Raw genomic sequence first — 14584 nt, forward strand, 5'->3', positions numbered from 1 at the left:
GGTTCACCTCCGTCAGTGGCTCCTGACGTTCCTGATACCCAGCGTGACGTGTGGGTAAGCCTCGCTCAGGCCGTCGGCGCCACCGGGTTGGGCAGCGCGCCCCCGAAGCGCCGGTCCCGCTGGGCGTACAGCTCGCACGCGTACCAGAGGTGACGGCGGTCGAAGTCCGGCCAGAGCGTGTCGAGGAAGACCAGTTCGGCGTACGCGGTCTGCCAGAGCAGGAAGTTGGAGATCCGCTCCTCGCCGGAGGGCCGCAGGAACAGATCCACCTCCGGGATCTCGGGGTGGTAGAGGTACTTCGCGACGGTCTTCTCGGTGACCTTCGCCGGGTCCAGTCGACCGGCGGCCACGTCCCGGGCGATCGCGGCGGCGGCGTCACCGATCTCGGCGTGCCCGCCGTAGTTGACGCAGAACTGCAGGGTCAACGTGGAGTTGTCGCGGGACATCTCCTCGGCGGTCTGCAGCTCGGAGATGACGCTCTTCCACAACCGGCCGGGCCGGCCGGACCACACCACCCGGACGCCCAGGTCGACCAGCTGGTCGCGGCGTCGACGGATGACGTCCCGGTTGAACCCCATCAGGAACCGGACCTCGTCGGGCGAGCGCCGCCAGTTCTCGGTGGAGAAGGCGTACGCCGACAGGTAGGGGATGCCCATCTCGATGGCGCCCTCGATGGTGTCGAAGAGGCTGTGCTCCCCCGCCTCGTGCCCCTTGGTGCGGGGCAGCCCACGGTCCTTGGCCCACCGACCGTTGCCGTCCATCACGATGGCCACGTGCTTCGGCACCGCCCCCGCGGGCAGCGCCGGCGGCCGCGCGCCGGACGGGTGGGGCGTCGGTGGTGTCGGCTCGCGCCGACCGGACCTCGTCGATCGGATCACTCGGCTCTCTCCCTGCTCGTGCCGTCCGCTCCGGACCCGACGTCACCGCCCGGCCGGAGCATCGCAGCCCCGGACCCGACGTCACCGCCCGGCCGGAGTATCCCCGCCCCGCCGCCGCCCGGCGGTGGGACCGTACCGGCGACCGGGGTGGTGCTCCGGTCGACCAGCGGCAGCGAGCGTAACGCGCGTTCCAGGTGCCACTGGAGGTGCGCCGCCACCAGGCCGCTGCACTCCCGTCGTACCCCGGTGTCGGTGGCATCGGCGACCACCCAGTCGCCGGTGGTCAGCGCGGACATCAGGTCGATGGTGGCCGGCGCGGGGTGGGCCGCGCCGGGCGGCCGGCAGTCCGGGCAGACCGCGCCGCCGGCCGGCACGGAGAACGCGCGGTGCCGCCCGGGGGTGCCGCAGACCGCGCAGGCGGTCAGCGCCGGCGCCCAGCCGGCGAGGGCCATCCCCCGCAGCAGGTACGCGTCGAGCACCAGGGTGGTGTCGTGCTCGCCCCGGGACAACGCCTTCAACGCCCCCACCGTGAGCTGGAACAGCCGCAGCGACGGTTCCCGCTCGACGGGGGTCAGCCGCTCGGCGGTCTCGGCGATCGCGCTGGCCGCCGTGTAGCGGGGGTAGTCGCCGAGGAACCGCTTGCCGTACAGGTCGATGCCCTCGACCTGGCTGACGGTGTGCAGCGAGCTGCCGTGGTTGCCCTTGGGGTCACCGGCGAGTTGCAGGTCGACGTGACCGAACGGCTCCAGCCGGGCGCCGAACTTGCTCATGGTGCGCCGGACCCCCCGGGCCACCGCCCGCAGCCGACCGTGCCGGCGGGTCAGCAGGGTGATGATCCGGTCGGACTCGCCGAGCTTCTGCACGCGCAGCACCACCGCGTCGTCGCGGTAGAGCTGTCGGCGGTACCCGGCCATCGGACCATTCTCCCTCGGGGTGTGAAATCAGGGTCGCTTCGGGGTGGACGCGAGGATGAACCCCGATGCGCCGGGCCGACGGCCGGCCGTAGCGTGCTGGCCATGGCACTGCACCAGACCACCGCCGCCCGTCGTCGCCGCGCCACCGCGCCCGTCGCGTTGGGGTTGTCCACCGCCCTCATCCTGCTGGCCGGGTGCGACAACCTGTCGTTCCGCCGGCTCGACTACGACGACACCGAGCCGGTGAAGATCACCACCATCCGGGTGGACGGTGGCTCCGGCGACGTGATCATCCGAGGCACCGGCGCGGCCGGCGAGGCGCGGATCAAGCGGGTGGTGCGCTACCAGGGCGGCGAGCCCAAGGCGCGGTACGAGATCAAGGACAGCGAGTTGGTGTTGAACACCGACTGCGGTGACCGGTGCAGCGTCTCGTACGAGGTGACCGTTCCGGCGGGCGTGAACGTACAGGGCGACAGCGGCTCCGGAGACGTCGAGCTGACCAAGGTGGGCACGGTGAAACTGCGGCTGGGCTCGGGCGACGTGCGGATCACCGAGGTCACGGGGGCGCTCGACGTGGAGACCGGCTCGGGCAACATCGACCTGAGCGAGGCCGGTTCGACGGTACGACTGCGGGCCGGCTCCGGCGACGTCAACGCCCGCCGCCTGGCCGGCGCGACGGATGCCGAGGCCGGCTCGGGCAACGTGACCGTCGAGTTGGAGACGCCGACCTCGGCACGGGCGCACGCCTCCAGCGGTGATGTCACCGTCCTCGTACCGGCGGGCAGCTACCGGGTCCGCTCCAGCACCGGCTCCGGCGACGCGCGGATCACCGTGGCGGACGACCCGGCGGCGTCCCTGGTGCTCGACGGCTCCGCCGGCAGCGGCGACGTGACCATCAGCCAGCGGTGATCTCGACGGTCGCCGCCTCACCGGCCCGCTGCGCCGGCACGACGGCCCGCCCGACGGTCGTACCGGCTCCGGGCCGACCCGCCGGTCCGTCGTCCGAGGGGGCCGACGGACCGGTCGGGGTCGGCGAGCCGACGGGCACCAGTTCCGGCCGGCGGCGGGCGGCGACGTCCTCGACCCAGCCGACGGCCAGGGTGACCAAGCCGACCAGCACGAAGACCAGCAGCACCCGTACCGCCAGTCCCACCGGGTCCTGGTGGGACCAGCCGACCACGTCGACGAGCGGGGTAAGCGCCACCACGAACGGCATGTGCCAGAGGTAGATGGTGAGCGCCCGCCGGTTGACCACGGTCACCGCCCGGTCGGCCAGCCGGCTGCGCGACAGCCAGGCCACCCCGGCCGGCGCCCGGCCCAGGACGACCAGGATGAAGGCGGCCGACCAGAGGGCGTTGCCCAGGTGGTTGTCGTTGAGGTCGTACCCCCGTGGCCCGGGATGCGTGACGATCCAGGCCCCGCCGACGACGGCGAGGGCCAGCGCGAGCGGATACAGCACCCGGCCGGTGAGGCGGCGCAGCATCCCGGCCTGGTGGGCGAAGCCGAGCAGCCACGCGCCGAAGTACAGGCCGAACTCGCGGACGACGGTAGGCGCCGGGTAGATGCCCGCCTCGATGGCTACCAGCAGCAGGTACGGGGCCAGCAGGGTGGGCAGCGGAGCCCGCCGGAACAGCCAGAACGCGACCGGCGAGGCGAGCACGAACCAGAGGTAGTCGCGCAGGTACCAGATGACGCTCAGCGCCAGGGCGCCCCAGTAGTTGGCCGGCGGGTCGGCGACCGGGAACAGCCACAGCAGCACCCGGGGGGACAGCGACAACCCGGTGAACAGCATGGCCGGCACGAAGATCACCGCCACCACCCACAGCGACGGCAGCAGGCGGCGCAGCCGACGGCCGACCGCCGCCGGGCCGGACCGGACGAGCGACGCGGCCATCAGCGAGCCGGCCAGCGCGAACATCACCGACATGGCGGGGAACACCAGGGTGAGGGTCGCCCACCCGGTGACGTGGTAGACGACGACTCGGACGATGGCCAGGAAACGGAGCAGATCGAGGTATCTGTTGCGCATCAGCCTGCATCTGGATCGGGGGCGCGGGGATTGCCCTCTCCCCTACCCGGCGCGGCGCACGCGCCAAACGACGCCTCAGAAACCCAGCTTGCGCAACTGCCGTGGGTCGCGTTGCCAGTCCTTCGCGACCCGGACGTGCAGGTCGAGGTAGACCCGTGAGCCGAGCAGCTCCTCGATCTGCCGGCGGGCGGTGGTGCCGACCTCCTTGAGCCGACTGGCCCGGTGGCCGAGCACGATCGCCTTCTGGCTGGGCCGCTCCACGTACACGTCGGCGTAGATCTTCATGAGCTGGCCCTCGGGGATCATCTCCTCCACCACCACGGCGATGGAGTGCGGCAGCTCGTCGCGCACACCCTCCAGCGCGGCCTCCCGGATCAGCTCCGCGACCAGCACCTGCTCCGGATCGTCGGTCAGCATGTCGTCCGGGTAGAGCTGCGGCGACGGCGGCAGGTAGTTCGTCATCACGTCGACGAGGGTGTCCACCTGGTGCCCGGAGACCGCGCTCACCGGCACGATCTCGGCGAACTCCCCCAGCTCGCTGACCGCGAGCAACTGCTCGGCCAACCGACGCTTGTCCACCAGGTCGGTCTTGGTGACAACCGCCAGCACGGTCGCCTTCAGCTCGGCCAGCTCGCCCGTGATGAACCGGTCGCCGCGCCCGACCGGCTCGTCCGCCGGGATGCACAGGCCGATGACGTCGACCTCGGTCCAGGTGGAGCGGACCAGGTCGTTGAGGCGCTCGCCGAGCAGCGTACGGGGTCGGTGCAGGCCCGGCGTGTCCACCAGGACCAGCTGCGACTCCGGGCGGTGCAGCACCGCCCGGATGACGTGCCGGGTGGTCTGCGGCTTGTTCGACGTGATCGCGATCTTGGTGCCGACGATGGCGTTGGTCAGGGTGGACTTGCCCGCGTTGGGTCGGCCGACGAAACAGCCGAACCCGGCCCGGTACGGGCGTGCCTCCGGGTCGCGCACCGGGCTCATTCGGTCACCGTGCCGAGGACCGTGCCGTCCGGGGCGGCGACGTGGATCGGCGCGTCCGGCGAGAGGTCACGCACCACCGCGTGCCCCGCGCCGTCGAGCGTCGACGCCTCGGTCACCACCGCCGCCGCCTCCAGCCGGCTCGCCCCGGCGGCGACCGCCGAGGCCACCGCCAACTGCAGCGCGGTGAGGGTCAGCGAGGGCAACGCCACGCTCGCCGCCGCGTACGTCCGACCGTCCTGATCCCGGACCGCGGCGCCCTCCACGGCACCGACCCGCGCACGGGCGCCCCGGGCCAGGACGACGAGCTTGCCGTCCTCGGCGCTCAGTGGCGCCGACGCGCCGGGGGCGGGCCGGGCGGTGGGCGCGGCGGGTGTCTCAGGCATCGGCGGCTTGCCTCTCGTCGTCTCGGTAGTGGTTCGGGTCGCTGCCGGCGCCGGCGTGGTCGCCGCGCCCGGTGGCGTCCTGCTCGTCGCCCGACTCCACCCTGCTCACCAGGACGGTGTCGATCCGGTTGCGTCGACCGGTGGTGCCCTCGGCCACCAGCCGGAGGCCGGCCACCTCGGCCTGCGCCCCGGGGATCGGCACCCGCCCCAGCGACTGGGCGAGCAGGCCACCGACCGTCTCCACCTCGTCGGTGGGCAGGTCGGTGTCGAACAGCTCGCCCAGGTTCTCCACCGGCAGGCGGGCCGTGACCCGTACCGAGGAGTCCGCGAGGTGTTCGACCGGCGGGCGTTCGACATCGTACTCGTCGGTGATCTCACCGACGATCTCCTCCAGGATGTCCTCGATCGTGACGAGGCCGCCGGTGCCGCCGTACTCGTCGACCACGATGACCAGGTGGTTGCGGGCCGCCTGCATCTCCGACAGCAGGTCGTCGACCGGCTTGGACTCCGGCACGAAGGTCGCCGGGCGCATCAGCTCAGCCACCGGCACCTGCTCGGCGCCGGGATCGCCGCCGCGCGACCGGCGGATCAGGTCCTTCAGGTAGAGCACCCCGAGGACGTCGTCGACGCTCTCGCCGATGACCGGGATGCGGGAGAAGCCCGAGCGCAGGAAGAGCACCAGCGCCTGGGCCAGGGTCTTACCCTCCTCGATCCACACCATCTCGGTACGCGGCACCATCACCTCGCGGGCGATGGTGTCACCGAGCGCGAAGACCGAGTGGATCATCTGACGCTCGCCGTGCTCCACGACACCACGCTGCTCGGCCAGGTCGACCAGCTCACGCAGCTCCACCTGGCTGGCGAACGGCCCCTCCCGGAAGCCGCGCCCGGGGGTGACGGCGTTGCCGATCAGGATGAGCAGCGACGCGAGCGGGTTGAGCGCGCGACCCAGCCAGCGGACCAGCGGCGCGACCGCCCGACCCACGGCGTACGCGTGCTGCCGACCGATGGTGCGCGGCGCGACACCGACCACCACGAAGCTGACCACCGTCATCGCGCCCGCGGTGACCAGCGCGGCACGCCAACCCGCACCGAAGCTGTCCACCGCGACCAGCGCCACCAGCGTGGTGGCGGTCAGCTCGGCGAGCAGCCGCAACAACAGCAGCAGGTTGAGGTGCCGGACGACGTCCCCGGCCACGGCCTGGAGGGTACGGGCACCGCGTACGCCGTCCCGGGCCAGTTCGGCGGCCCGGGCCGGCGAGACCGCGGCGAGCGCCGCCTCGGTCATCGCGATCACACCGGCCAGCACCACCAGGCCGGCCGCGAAGACGATCAGTTGCAGGTCGGGAAGACCGGCCGTGGGGCCGATCGCGAGTAACACGGGAGTGGACATCACGGGGTACGGGTCGACCGCCAGCTCGCCAGCAGCCGTGCCTGGAGGCCGAACATCTCCCGTTCCTCCTCCGGCTCCGCGTGGTCGTACCCGAGCAGGTGCAGCACCCCGTGCACGGTGAGCAGGTGCAGCTCGTCGGCCGGGGCGTGCCCGGCGGTCGCGGCCTGCTTGGCCGCCACCTCGGGGCAGAGCACGATGTCGCCGAGCAGGGCCGGCTCGCCGCCGGCCGGGGCGGACTCGCCCGGGCCGTGGTCGACGCTTCCCTCGTCCATCGGGAAGGCGAGGACGTCGGTCGGGCCGTCCCCGCCCATCCAGCGGTGGTTCAGCTCGGTCATGTAGTCGATGTCGACCAGCAGCACGGACAGCTCGGCGAGGGGGTTGACCCCCATCTCGTCGAGGGCGTGCCGGGCGACGGCGAGCACGGCGTCGGTGTCGACGTCGACACCGGACTCGTTGGCGATCTCGATGGACAACTGCTTTCCTCTGCTTTAGCGGCGACGGCCGGCCCGGCCGCCCTGGGCGGGTCGCCCGGGCACGGCGTGAACGCCCTGCGCCTGCTGGTTCTCCCGCTCGGCGTCCCAGCGGGCGTACGCGTCGACGATCTCCCCGACCAGCCGGTGGCGTACCACGTCGGAGCTGGACAACTGGGCGAAGTGCACGTCGTCGACGTTTCCCAGGATCTCCCGGACGACGCGCAGCCCGCTGCTCGTCCCGCCGGGAAGGTCCACCTGGGTGATGTCACCCGTCACGACGATCTTGGAGTTGAAGCCGAGCCGGGTGAGGAACATCTTCATCTGCTCGGGCGTGGTGTTCTGCGCCTCGTCCAGGATGATGAAGGCGTCGTTGAGGGTCCGACCGCGCATGTACGCCAGCGGGGCGACCTCGATCGTGCCGGCGGCCATCAGCTTCGGGATCGACTCCGGGTCGAGCATGTCGTGCAGCGCGTCGTAGAGCGGGCGCAGGTACGGGTCGATCTTCTCGTTGAGCGTGCCGGGCAGGAAGCCCAGCCGCTCGCCGGCCTCGACCGCCGGCCGGGTCAGGATGATTCGGTTGACCTGCTTCGCCTGCAACGCCTGGACGGCCTTCGCCATGGCCAGGTACGTCTTGCCGGTACCAGCCGGACCGATGCCGAAGACGATGGTGTGCGAGTCGATCGCGTCGACGTACCGCTTCTGCCCGAGCGTCTTCGGGCGGATGGTGCGCCCACGGCGGGAGAGGATGTCGAGGGTCAGGACCTCGGCGGGCCGCTCGGCGCTGCCCTGCTCGAGCATGCCGACGGTACGCCGGACGGCGTCAGTGGTCAGGATCTCGCCTTTCTCGATGAGTTCGAGCAGCTCACTGAAGACCCGCTCGGCGAGGGCGTTGTCGGCGGGGGCGCCGGTGATGGTGATCTCGTTGCCGCGGACGTGCACGTCACTGGCGACCGAGCGTTCGACGAGGCGCAGGATCTCGTCACCCGCGCCCAGCAGATTGACCATGATCTTGGGGTCGGGCACGGTGATCCTGGTCTGCACCCGGGGCGGGCCGGGAGGTGGGGTGCCAGTCATAGGTCGGGCCGAGGGGCCCTGCGCACCTGCTCTCGATCTCTGCGCCGGCCCTGCTGGCACGGCGTGCGGACGTTACACCCATCGTATCGGGTCAACGCGGGCCGCATCGCGCCCATTTCCGCTGGCCGCGATCAACTACCGGCCCGGAAGTCGTACCCGTCGAAGGTCTCCTGGTGACGGGTGAACCGGTAGGTCGCCCAGTGCATCCGGACCACCGTCCGAGCCTCGTCGCGGGTCAGCCGCAGCAGCTCGCCGACCTCCCGGCCGGAGACCGTCCGGAACACGTCCGGCCGGTCCGGCAGCGGTGCGAAGACCGCCGGTGGACGGCCCGGCGGGTCGCCCACGCCCTGCGCCCGCAGCGTGCCGTCGCGCCAGGAGAAGACGTACTCGAAACCCTCACCCCACCAGCGACCGAGCACCCCCCGCAGGGCGGCCGGGGCGGCCGCGCCGGGCGTCCACGGCAGGATGTCGGCCGGGTCGTGCGCGACCGCCTCCGCGAGCAACCGGTGCGGCAGGTCGAACAGCTCGGTCGCGGTACCGGACGAGCCGAGCACCGCGGCTCCCATCGCCCCGGCGGTGCCGTCGCCGCCCCGGCGGCCGTACACCCCGGCGAGGAATCCGGGCATCGCCCCGTCGTGCCCCACGTGCACCACGCGCTCGCCCTGCGGGACGAGGATCAGGCCGAGTCCGAAGCCCGCGCCCCAGAGCGTCTCGTCGGTGGTGGTCGCCGGCCAGCGCATCTCGTCCAGCGTGGTCGGGGCGAGAACCGCCCCGGTCGGGTCGAGCTCCGCCGGGTCGGCGAGGAACGCCGCCCAGCGGGCCATGTCCGGCGCGGTGCTCCAGAGCTGGGCGGCCGGGCCGACCGCGCCGAAGTCGGTGGGCGGCTCGGGGTGCGCCTCGTCGGAGTACGCGTCGACCAGGAACCCGGTGGCCGCCGAGGGCTGTGGGGTCACGGTCGTGTCGGTCAGCCCCAGCGGCGTCAGCACCCGCTCGGCGAGCACCTCGCCCCAGGTGCCGCCGCGCAGCCGACCGACCAGCAGGCCGAGCACGGCCATACCGAGGTTGGAGTAGTGGAACCGTCGGCCCGGCGGCAGCACCCGCTCGGCCCGGCCCAACTCGGCCACCAAGCGCGCGACGTCCGGCGCGTCCAGGGTGTCCCAGACGTCGCCGAACGGTTCGCGTTGCAGACCGGCGGTGTGCGAGAGCAGCCGGCGTACGGTCAGCTCACCGTGCGCCGGCAGGTCCAGGTGCCGACCCACCGGGTCGTCCAGATCCAGCAGCCCGTCGTCGCGGCACTGGAGGGTGAGCACCGCCGTGAAGGTCTTGGTGACCGAGCCGATCCGGAACTGGGTCTGCGGTCCCAGCGCGCTGTCGGTGCCGGTGCCCCCGACGGTGCAGCTCCACAGCGGGCGGTCGGCCCGGTGCAGCGCCGCCGACACCGCCGGGACGCGGGCGTCGGCCTGCACCCGACGAACCAACCGGGTGTACGTGTCGGGGCCGGCCGTCACGTCAGGTCCCGGGCGAGCATCGGGCCGAGGGGCGCACCGCCGAGCAGGTGGGCGTGCGCGTGGAACACCTCCTGCCCGCCGTACGCCCCGGTGTTGAACATCAGCCGGAAGCCGTCGCCGAGCAGCCCCTCGTCCTCGGCCACGTCGGCGGCCGTGGCCAGCACTGCCCCGGCGAGCGCCGGGTCACCCTCGGCCAGGGCGGCGACGTCCGCGTAGTGCTCCTTGGGAATGACCAGGACGTGCACCGGGGCCTTCGGGTCGATGTCGCGGAAGGCGAGCGTGGTGTCGGTCTCGCGGACCACGGTGGCCGGGATCTCCCCGGCGACGATGCGGCAGAACAGGCAGTCGGATCCCATCGGGGCAGTGTAGGGACCAGGGGCGTGCGGTGCGGCACACCATGCGCCCGACGGAGCGCTGCGGCCTTCGCGGGCGGGCGGCGGACACATGTCGAGCCTGATGCCTGTGCGTCATCTTGATGACCGACCGGCATCACGCTCAATGGAGTGGGCGGCTCCGATCCTCCCGAACCACGGGTACCTCCGCGTCCTCGCTCAGCGCCGAGGCCCATGCGTGGGACCAGCGGACGAGCGGGCGCAGTGCCTGGTAGGCGCCGCGCCCCAGGTCGGTGAGCGTGTAGGCCGTGTCCGGCTGCTGGGCGACGAGACGGGCGTCGAGTAGCTCAGTCAGCCGTTGCCGCAGGACGCTTGACGACATGTTGTCGCAGCGCTGCTGCAATGCGCGGAACCCGAGCGGCCCGTGCTGCAGCTCCCAGACGAGGCGCAGGTTCCACCGGCGGCCGAACAGGTCGAGGGCGGCCATGAGGGGTCGTCCGGTACTCGATCCGCGTACCGGCTGGCCCGGCCTGGGCACCGTCATCGCCTTACCGCCCCTCTCGGTGCTTCGATGTCCGCTACAGCAGCGTTCGGCATCGTGCTTCGACATCCGAAGCGACCACGTGGCTGCGTGCGGCGATCACGTCGTCGCGTCAGCCTTCGCCACGGACCACCGCCAACCCGCCGACCCGGGCCGTGATGCCCGCAGGCCCGCGTCGGGCCGAAGCGAGCACGCTGGCCGGTCGACCGAGAGTGTCGCCCTGCTCCACCTCGATCGCGACCGATCGTGCGGCTGTCGAGTCGAGCAGGTGGGCGGCGAGGCAGCCGGCGCTGTTGGCGTTGGCGACGTCCTCGTCGACACCGACGGCCGGCGCGAACATCCGCGCCGCGGCCGGTCGGTCGCCCACCGGCGGTACGTAGACGAAACAGCCGAGGAGCCCGTACCGCCGGCACGCCGTAGCCAGCCTGCCGAGATGTGGGTTGACTAGGTCCAGCGCCGACCGGTCGCGGACCGGTACCAGCATGCGGGGTGCCCCCGGCGCGGCGATCCGTGGCGCGTCTTCCGGATGCGGATCGTCCGCCGCGAGTCCGAGCGCTTCGACGATCGCGGTCCGCTCGTTCGGTGCCGGGTGACGCAGTGCGACGAGGCCTTGGTCGAACCACACCTCGATGCCGGCGGGTTGGCGGATCGCGACGGTGTCGAACGTGCGCCCGCCGGTGTGTTGGCGATCATTGAGCTCATCACGCCCGCTGCGGGTCAACCGGACGGCCTGCGCGGCGACGGTGCCGTGGCCGCAGCCGGACAGCTCGGTGGTGACGGTGAAGAACCGGACCGGCCAGGCGCCGTCCCGCGTCCGCCCCGGGCCGACGAACGCCGCGTGCGACGTGCCGGCCGTGGCAGCCACCGCACACCGGTCGGCGTCCGTCGCCGCCGGATCGTCGTGGGTGACGGCAGTGGGGCTCCCACCCTCGCCGTCGCGCCGCACACAGGCATCGACCAGCGTGACCTCCGGCCAGAACATCGACCCACCTTCAGCCCTCTGGAGCGGGTTTGCCGCGCCGGACCTGGCCGCTGTCGACCGGCCGGCGGCCATGGGTGTGGGACCAGACCAGGTCGGGGTCGAGGTTGCGGTACGTCGCCCACCGGCTCCAGACCCGGCGGTACGCAGGGTACGAATCGACGAGCACACCGTCGACATCGAACAACACCGCCTTCTCCGCAGCAGCCCCCCGTTGCTTCGAAAATCGAATCGACGGACGTGGACGTTACTGTTTCGGATATCGAAGCGTCAACAGGGGTGGGAGCACCGGTGCGTCCACCGTCGGCCACTGCGGCGACCGGGTGAGCACGGACGGCACGGCTGAGGCAGGATGGCCGGCATGACGGATCGGGCGATTCTGGTGACGGGGTCCTCGCGCGGCATCGGTCGGGCGGTGGTGCAGGCGTTCGCCGCAGGTGGGGACCGGGTGGCCATCCACCACCGCGACTCCGCCGGGGCGGCCGAGGAGCTGCGCGCCGGGCTGCCCGGGTCGGGGCACGTGGTGGTCCGCGCCGACCTCACCGACCCGGACGCGGTACGCGGCATGGTCGACCGGGCCGCCGAACAGCTCGGCGGCCTGGACGTGCTGGTCAACAACGCCGGCACGTACGGCGACCGGGACGTGCCGCACCCGATCTTCGGCACCTCGTACGAGGAGTGGCAGGCTCGCTGGCGGCAGGTGCTGGACACCAACCTGACCGGTGCGGGAAACGTGATCTGGTGCGCCGCCCAGCACCTGCGCGAGCGGGGTGGCCGGATCGTCAACGTGTCGTCCCGGGGCGCGTTCCGGGGCGAACCGGAGCAGCCGGCGTACGGCGCCAGCAAGGCGGGGCTGAACGCGCTCGGTCAGTCCCTCGCCGTGGCGCTCGCGCCGTACGGCATCACGGTCGCCACGGTGGCCCCGGGCTTCGTGGCGACCGACATGACGACCGAGCACCTGCGCGGTGAGCGGGGCGCGGCGATCCGGGCGCAGAGCCCGTTCGACCGGGTGGCTCGACCGGAGGAGATCGCGGCCGCGGTGCACTGGCTGGCCTCGCCCGAGGCCGAGTGGGCCTCCGGCACGATCGTCGACCTCAACGGCGCTTCGTACCTGCGCAGCTGACCCACGGCCGGACCACCGTCCCGCGAGCGGCGGGTCACACCAGCTACCAGCGGCCGAGGCGGGTGGCGAGCACGCTGAGCGCGGCCACGCCGGCCGTGGAGGTACGCAGCACCTCCGGTCCGAGGCGTACCGGCCGGCCGCCCGCCTCGCGGAAGGCGGTGAGTTCGGCCGGGGCGATGCCGCCCTCCGGGCCGACGACGAGGACGATCTCCCCGCCCGACGGCAGGTCGACCCCGGTCAGCGGTTCGTCGGCCTCCTCGTGCAGGACGAACCCGGCGGCGGCGTCGGCGATCCGGCGGGCGACCGTGGCGGTGGACTCGTCCGGTGCGCCGGCCACGACGGGCAGCCAGGGCCGGCGGGCCTGCTTCGCCGCCTCGCGGGCGGTGGCGACCCACTTCTCGCGGGCGCGTACGCCCCGGTCGCCGCGCCACTGGGCCACCGAGCGCGACGCCGCCCAGGGCACGATCTCGTCCACCCCGACCTCGGTCATCGCCTGCACGGCCAGCTCGCCCCGGTCACCCTTGGCGATGCCCTGCACGATGACGATCCGGGGTACGGGCGCGTCCGCGTACCCCCGGGAGGTCACGGTGACCTCCAGGCTGCCCCGGCCGACGGCCGTGACCACGGCGGCGGCCGTGCCGCCCCGACCGTCGGCGAGCAGCAGCTCCTCGCCGACGCGCAGCCGCTGCACGGTGGCGGCGTGGTGCCCCTCCGGGCCGTCGAGCGTCAACGCGTCACCGGTGGGCAGCGCGTCGACGAGGAACAGCGGCGCCGACACGTCAGGCGTGGCCGTTGAACGCGTCGCGCATCCGGGAGAAGAAGCCGCCCTGCTTGGTCAGCTCGGCGACCTCCTCGCCCCGGGTCTTGGCGAAGTCGCGCAGCATCTTCTCCTGGTCCGGGTCGAGCTTGGTGGGCGTCCGGACGTCCAGGTGCACGTAGAGGTCGCCCCGGCCGGTGCCGCGCAGGTGCGGCACGCCCCGGGCGCGCAGGCGCAGCGTGCTGGCCGGTTGGGTGCCGGCCTTGACGTCGACGGTCTCCTCGCTGTCCAGCGTCTTGATGGTGAGCCGGGTGCCCAGCGCGGCGGCGGTCATCGGCACGGTGACGCGGCAGTGCAGGTCGTCGCCCTTGCGGGAGTAGACGTCGTGCGGGCGCTCGTGGATCTCCACGTAGAGGTCGCCGGCGGTGCCACCGCCCGGACCCACCTCACCCTGCTGGGCCAGCCGGATCCGCATGCCGTCCTCGACGCCGGCCGGGATCTTGACGGTGAGCGAGCGGCGGGTGCGTACCCGGCCGTCGCCCGCGCAGGTCGGGCAGGGGTGCGGGATGGTGGTGCCGTAGCCCTGGCAGACGGTGCACGGCCGGGCCGAGACCACCTGGCCGAGGAAGGTGCGCTGCACCGACTGCACCTCGCCGCGGCCGGCGCACGCCTCGCAGGTGGCCAGGTGGGTACCGGCCGCGGTGCCGGCGCCCGAGCAGGTGGTGCAGAGCACGGCGGTGTCGACGGTGATCGGAGCCTCGACGCCGAACGCCGTCTCGTGCAGGTCCAGTTCGAGGCGCAGGATCGCGTCCGCGCCCGGTCGGGTCCGTGGACGTGGCCCACGGCCGGCGCCGCCCCCGGCGCCACCGAAGAACGCGTCCATGATGTCCTGGAAACCGACGAACGGGCCGGCTCCGCCCGGACCACCCGGGCCGCCCGCGCCCCCGCCGCCGGGGGCGAGCGGGTCGCCACCCAGGTCGACGATCTGCCGCTTCCGGTCGTCCGAGAGGACCTCGTACGCGGCGTTGATGTCCTTGAACTTCTCCTGGGCCTCCGGGTCCGGATTGACATCCGGGTGGAACTGGCGCGCCAGCTTGCGGTAGGCGCGCTTGATCTCGTCATCGGAGGCTTCCCGGCTGACACCGAGGATGCCGTAGTAGTCCCTGGCCACTGCGTTCCGTGTCCTCATGTTCGTCTCGCGTTGCGCCGACCGGCGGCC

Annotated in this window: 17 protein-coding genes; 2 read left to right on the forward strand and 15 right to left on the reverse strand. The window is 72.6% G+C overall.

All coding sequences use genetic code 11. The features are described 5' to 3' along the window. Positions 1-65: 65 nt before the first annotated feature. Both ACN269_RS12820 and recO read right to left on the reverse strand, forming a co-directional pair. Positions 66-878 carry an isoprenyl transferase gene (locus tag ACN269_RS12820; RefSeq protein WP_357133255.1) on the reverse strand — a complete coding sequence of 271 codons (813 nt, stop codon included), beginning with the start codon at positions 876-878 and terminating at the stop codon, positions 66-68. Then, complete coding sequence (gene recO / locus ACN269_RS12825; RefSeq protein ID WP_421472666.1) at positions 875-1792, reverse strand: DNA repair protein RecO; 918 nt, start codon at positions 1790-1792, stop codon at positions 875-877. The genes ACN269_RS12820 and recO overlap by 4 nt, the downstream gene beginning before the upstream one ends. 102 nt (positions 1793-1894) lie before the next feature. Between recO and ACN269_RS12830 the strand changes: the two genes are divergently transcribed. After that, positions 1895-2701: a DUF4097 family beta strand repeat-containing protein gene (locus ACN269_RS12830; RefSeq protein WP_421472667.1), complete on the forward strand. Its 807-nt coding sequence runs from the start codon at positions 1895-1897 to the stop codon at positions 2699-2701. Here ACN269_RS12830 and ACN269_RS12835 read toward each other — a convergent pair. The 11 genes from ACN269_RS12835 to ACN269_RS12885 form a co-directional block, all read right to left on the reverse strand. Continuing rightward, positions 2688-3821 carry an acyltransferase family protein gene (locus tag ACN269_RS12835; RefSeq protein ID WP_421472668.1) on the reverse strand — a complete coding sequence of 378 codons (1134 nt, stop codon included), beginning with the start codon at positions 3819-3821 and terminating at the stop codon, positions 2688-2690. The genes ACN269_RS12830 and ACN269_RS12835 overlap by 14 nt on opposite strands. Before the next feature lie 75 nt (positions 3822-3896). Next, positions 3897-4802 (reverse strand): GTPase Era, encoded by a 906-nt coding sequence (gene era / locus ACN269_RS12840; protein ID WP_421472669.1) that lies wholly within the window; start codon positions 4800-4802, stop codon positions 3897-3899. Further along, positions 4799-5185, reverse strand: a complete 387-nt coding sequence (locus ACN269_RS12845; protein ID WP_421472670.1) for a cytidine deaminase — start codon at positions 5183-5185, stop codon at positions 4799-4801. Before ACN269_RS12845 ends, era begins: the two co-directional genes overlap by 4 nt. Next, entirely contained in the window at positions 5178-6602 is a 1425-nt protein-coding gene (locus tag ACN269_RS12850; protein ID WP_421476308.1) for a hemolysin family protein, read from the reverse strand. The genes ACN269_RS12845 and ACN269_RS12850 overlap by 8 nt, the downstream gene beginning before the upstream one ends. Further along, positions 6578-7051: an rRNA maturation RNase YbeY gene (gene ybeY / locus ACN269_RS12855; RefSeq protein WP_355053215.1), complete on the reverse strand. Its 474-nt coding sequence runs from the start codon at positions 7049-7051 to the stop codon at positions 6578-6580. Before ybeY ends, ACN269_RS12850 begins: the two co-directional genes overlap by 25 nt. A 15-nt stretch (positions 7052-7066) precedes the next feature. Continuing rightward, positions 7067-8125, reverse strand: coding sequence for a PhoH family protein (locus tag ACN269_RS12860; RefSeq protein WP_421472671.1), 1059 nt, complete (start codon positions 8123-8125; stop codon positions 7067-7069). 131 nt (positions 8126-8256) lie between these two features. Beyond that, the gene (locus ACN269_RS12865; RefSeq protein WP_421472672.1) at positions 8257-9633 is read right to left on the reverse strand and encodes a serine hydrolase domain-containing protein; all 1377 of its coding nucleotides are present in this window, start codon (positions 9631-9633) and stop codon (positions 8257-8259) included. Beyond that, positions 9630-9989: a histidine triad nucleotide-binding protein gene (locus ACN269_RS12870; protein ID WP_421472673.1), complete on the reverse strand. Its 360-nt coding sequence runs from the start codon at positions 9987-9989 to the stop codon at positions 9630-9632. Before ACN269_RS12870 ends, ACN269_RS12865 begins: the two co-directional genes overlap by 4 nt. Before the next feature lie 139 nt (positions 9990-10128). After that, positions 10129-10509: a winged helix-turn-helix transcriptional regulator gene (locus tag ACN269_RS12875; protein WP_421472674.1), complete on the reverse strand. Its 381-nt coding sequence runs from the start codon at positions 10507-10509 to the stop codon at positions 10129-10131. A 109-nt stretch (positions 10510-10618) separates the two neighbouring features. Next, positions 10619-11488: a PhzF family phenazine biosynthesis protein gene (locus ACN269_RS12880; protein ID WP_421472675.1), complete on the reverse strand. Its 870-nt coding sequence runs from the start codon at positions 11486-11488 to the stop codon at positions 10619-10621. 10 nt (positions 11489-11498) lie between these two features. Beyond that, positions 11499-11675, reverse strand: a complete 177-nt coding sequence (locus ACN269_RS12885) for a hypothetical protein (protein ID WP_421472676.1) — start codon at positions 11673-11675, stop codon at positions 11499-11501. A 171-nt stretch (positions 11676-11846) separates the two neighbouring features. Between ACN269_RS12885 and ACN269_RS12890 the strand changes: the two genes are divergently transcribed. Beyond that, positions 11847-12608, forward strand: coding sequence for an SDR family NAD(P)-dependent oxidoreductase (locus ACN269_RS12890; protein ID WP_421472677.1), 762 nt, complete (start codon positions 11847-11849; stop codon positions 12606-12608). Positions 12609-12651: 43 nt separating this feature from the next. Here the strand turns inward: ACN269_RS12890 and ACN269_RS12895 are convergent, their stop codons facing one another. After that, entirely contained in the window at positions 12652-13386 is a 735-nt protein-coding gene (locus tag ACN269_RS12895) for a 16S rRNA (uracil(1498)-N(3))-methyltransferase (RefSeq protein WP_421472678.1), read from the reverse strand. A gap of 1 nt (position 13387) precedes the next feature. Then, entirely contained in the window at positions 13388-14536 is a 1149-nt protein-coding gene (dnaJ, locus tag ACN269_RS12900; protein WP_421476309.1) for a molecular chaperone DnaJ, read from the reverse strand. Positions 14537-14584: the final 48 nt, after the last annotated feature.

The sequence above is a fragment of the Micromonospora sp. WMMD736 genome, assembly GCF_049179015.1.
In the GTDB taxonomy this organism is placed as follows: domain Bacteria; phylum Actinomycetota; class Actinomycetes; order Mycobacteriales; family Micromonosporaceae; genus Micromonospora.

Excerpts from the sequence above, each read along its gene's own strand:
- recO (WP_421472666.1), bottom strand. The coding sequence starts at position 1,792 with ATGGCCGGGTACCGCCGACAGCTCTACCGCGACGACGCGGTGGTGCTG.
- ACN269_RS12830 (WP_421472667.1), top strand. The coding sequence starts at position 1,895 with ATGGCACTGCACCAGACCACCGCCGCCCGTCGTCGCCGCGCCACCGCG.
- ACN269_RS12835 (WP_421472668.1), bottom strand. The coding sequence starts at position 3,821 with ATGCGCAACAGATACCTCGATCTGCTCCGTTTCCTGGCCATCGTCCGA.
- era (WP_421472669.1), bottom strand. The coding sequence starts at position 4,802 with ATGAGCCCGGTGCGCGACCCGGAGGCACGCCCGTACCGGGCCGGGTTC.
- ACN269_RS12845 (WP_421472670.1), bottom strand. The coding sequence starts at position 5,185 with ATGCCTGAGACACCCGCCGCGCCCACCGCCCGGCCCGCCCCCGGCGCG.
- ACN269_RS12860 (WP_421472671.1), bottom strand. The coding sequence starts at position 8,125 with ATGACTGGCACCCCACCTCCCGGCCCGCCCCGGGTGCAGACCAGGATC.
- ACN269_RS12870 (WP_421472673.1), bottom strand. The coding sequence starts at position 9,989 with ATGGGATCCGACTGCCTGTTCTGCCGCATCGTCGCCGGGGAGATCCCG.
- ACN269_RS12875 (WP_421472674.1), bottom strand. The coding sequence starts at position 10,509 with ATGACGGTGCCCAGGCCGGGCCAGCCGGTACGCGGATCGAGTACCGGA.
- ACN269_RS12880 (WP_421472675.1), bottom strand. The coding sequence starts at position 11,488 with ATGTTCTGGCCGGAGGTCACGCTGGTCGATGCCTGTGTGCGGCGCGAC.
- ACN269_RS12890 (WP_421472677.1), top strand. The coding sequence starts at position 11,847 with ATGACGGATCGGGCGATTCTGGTGACGGGGTCCTCGCGCGGCATCGGT.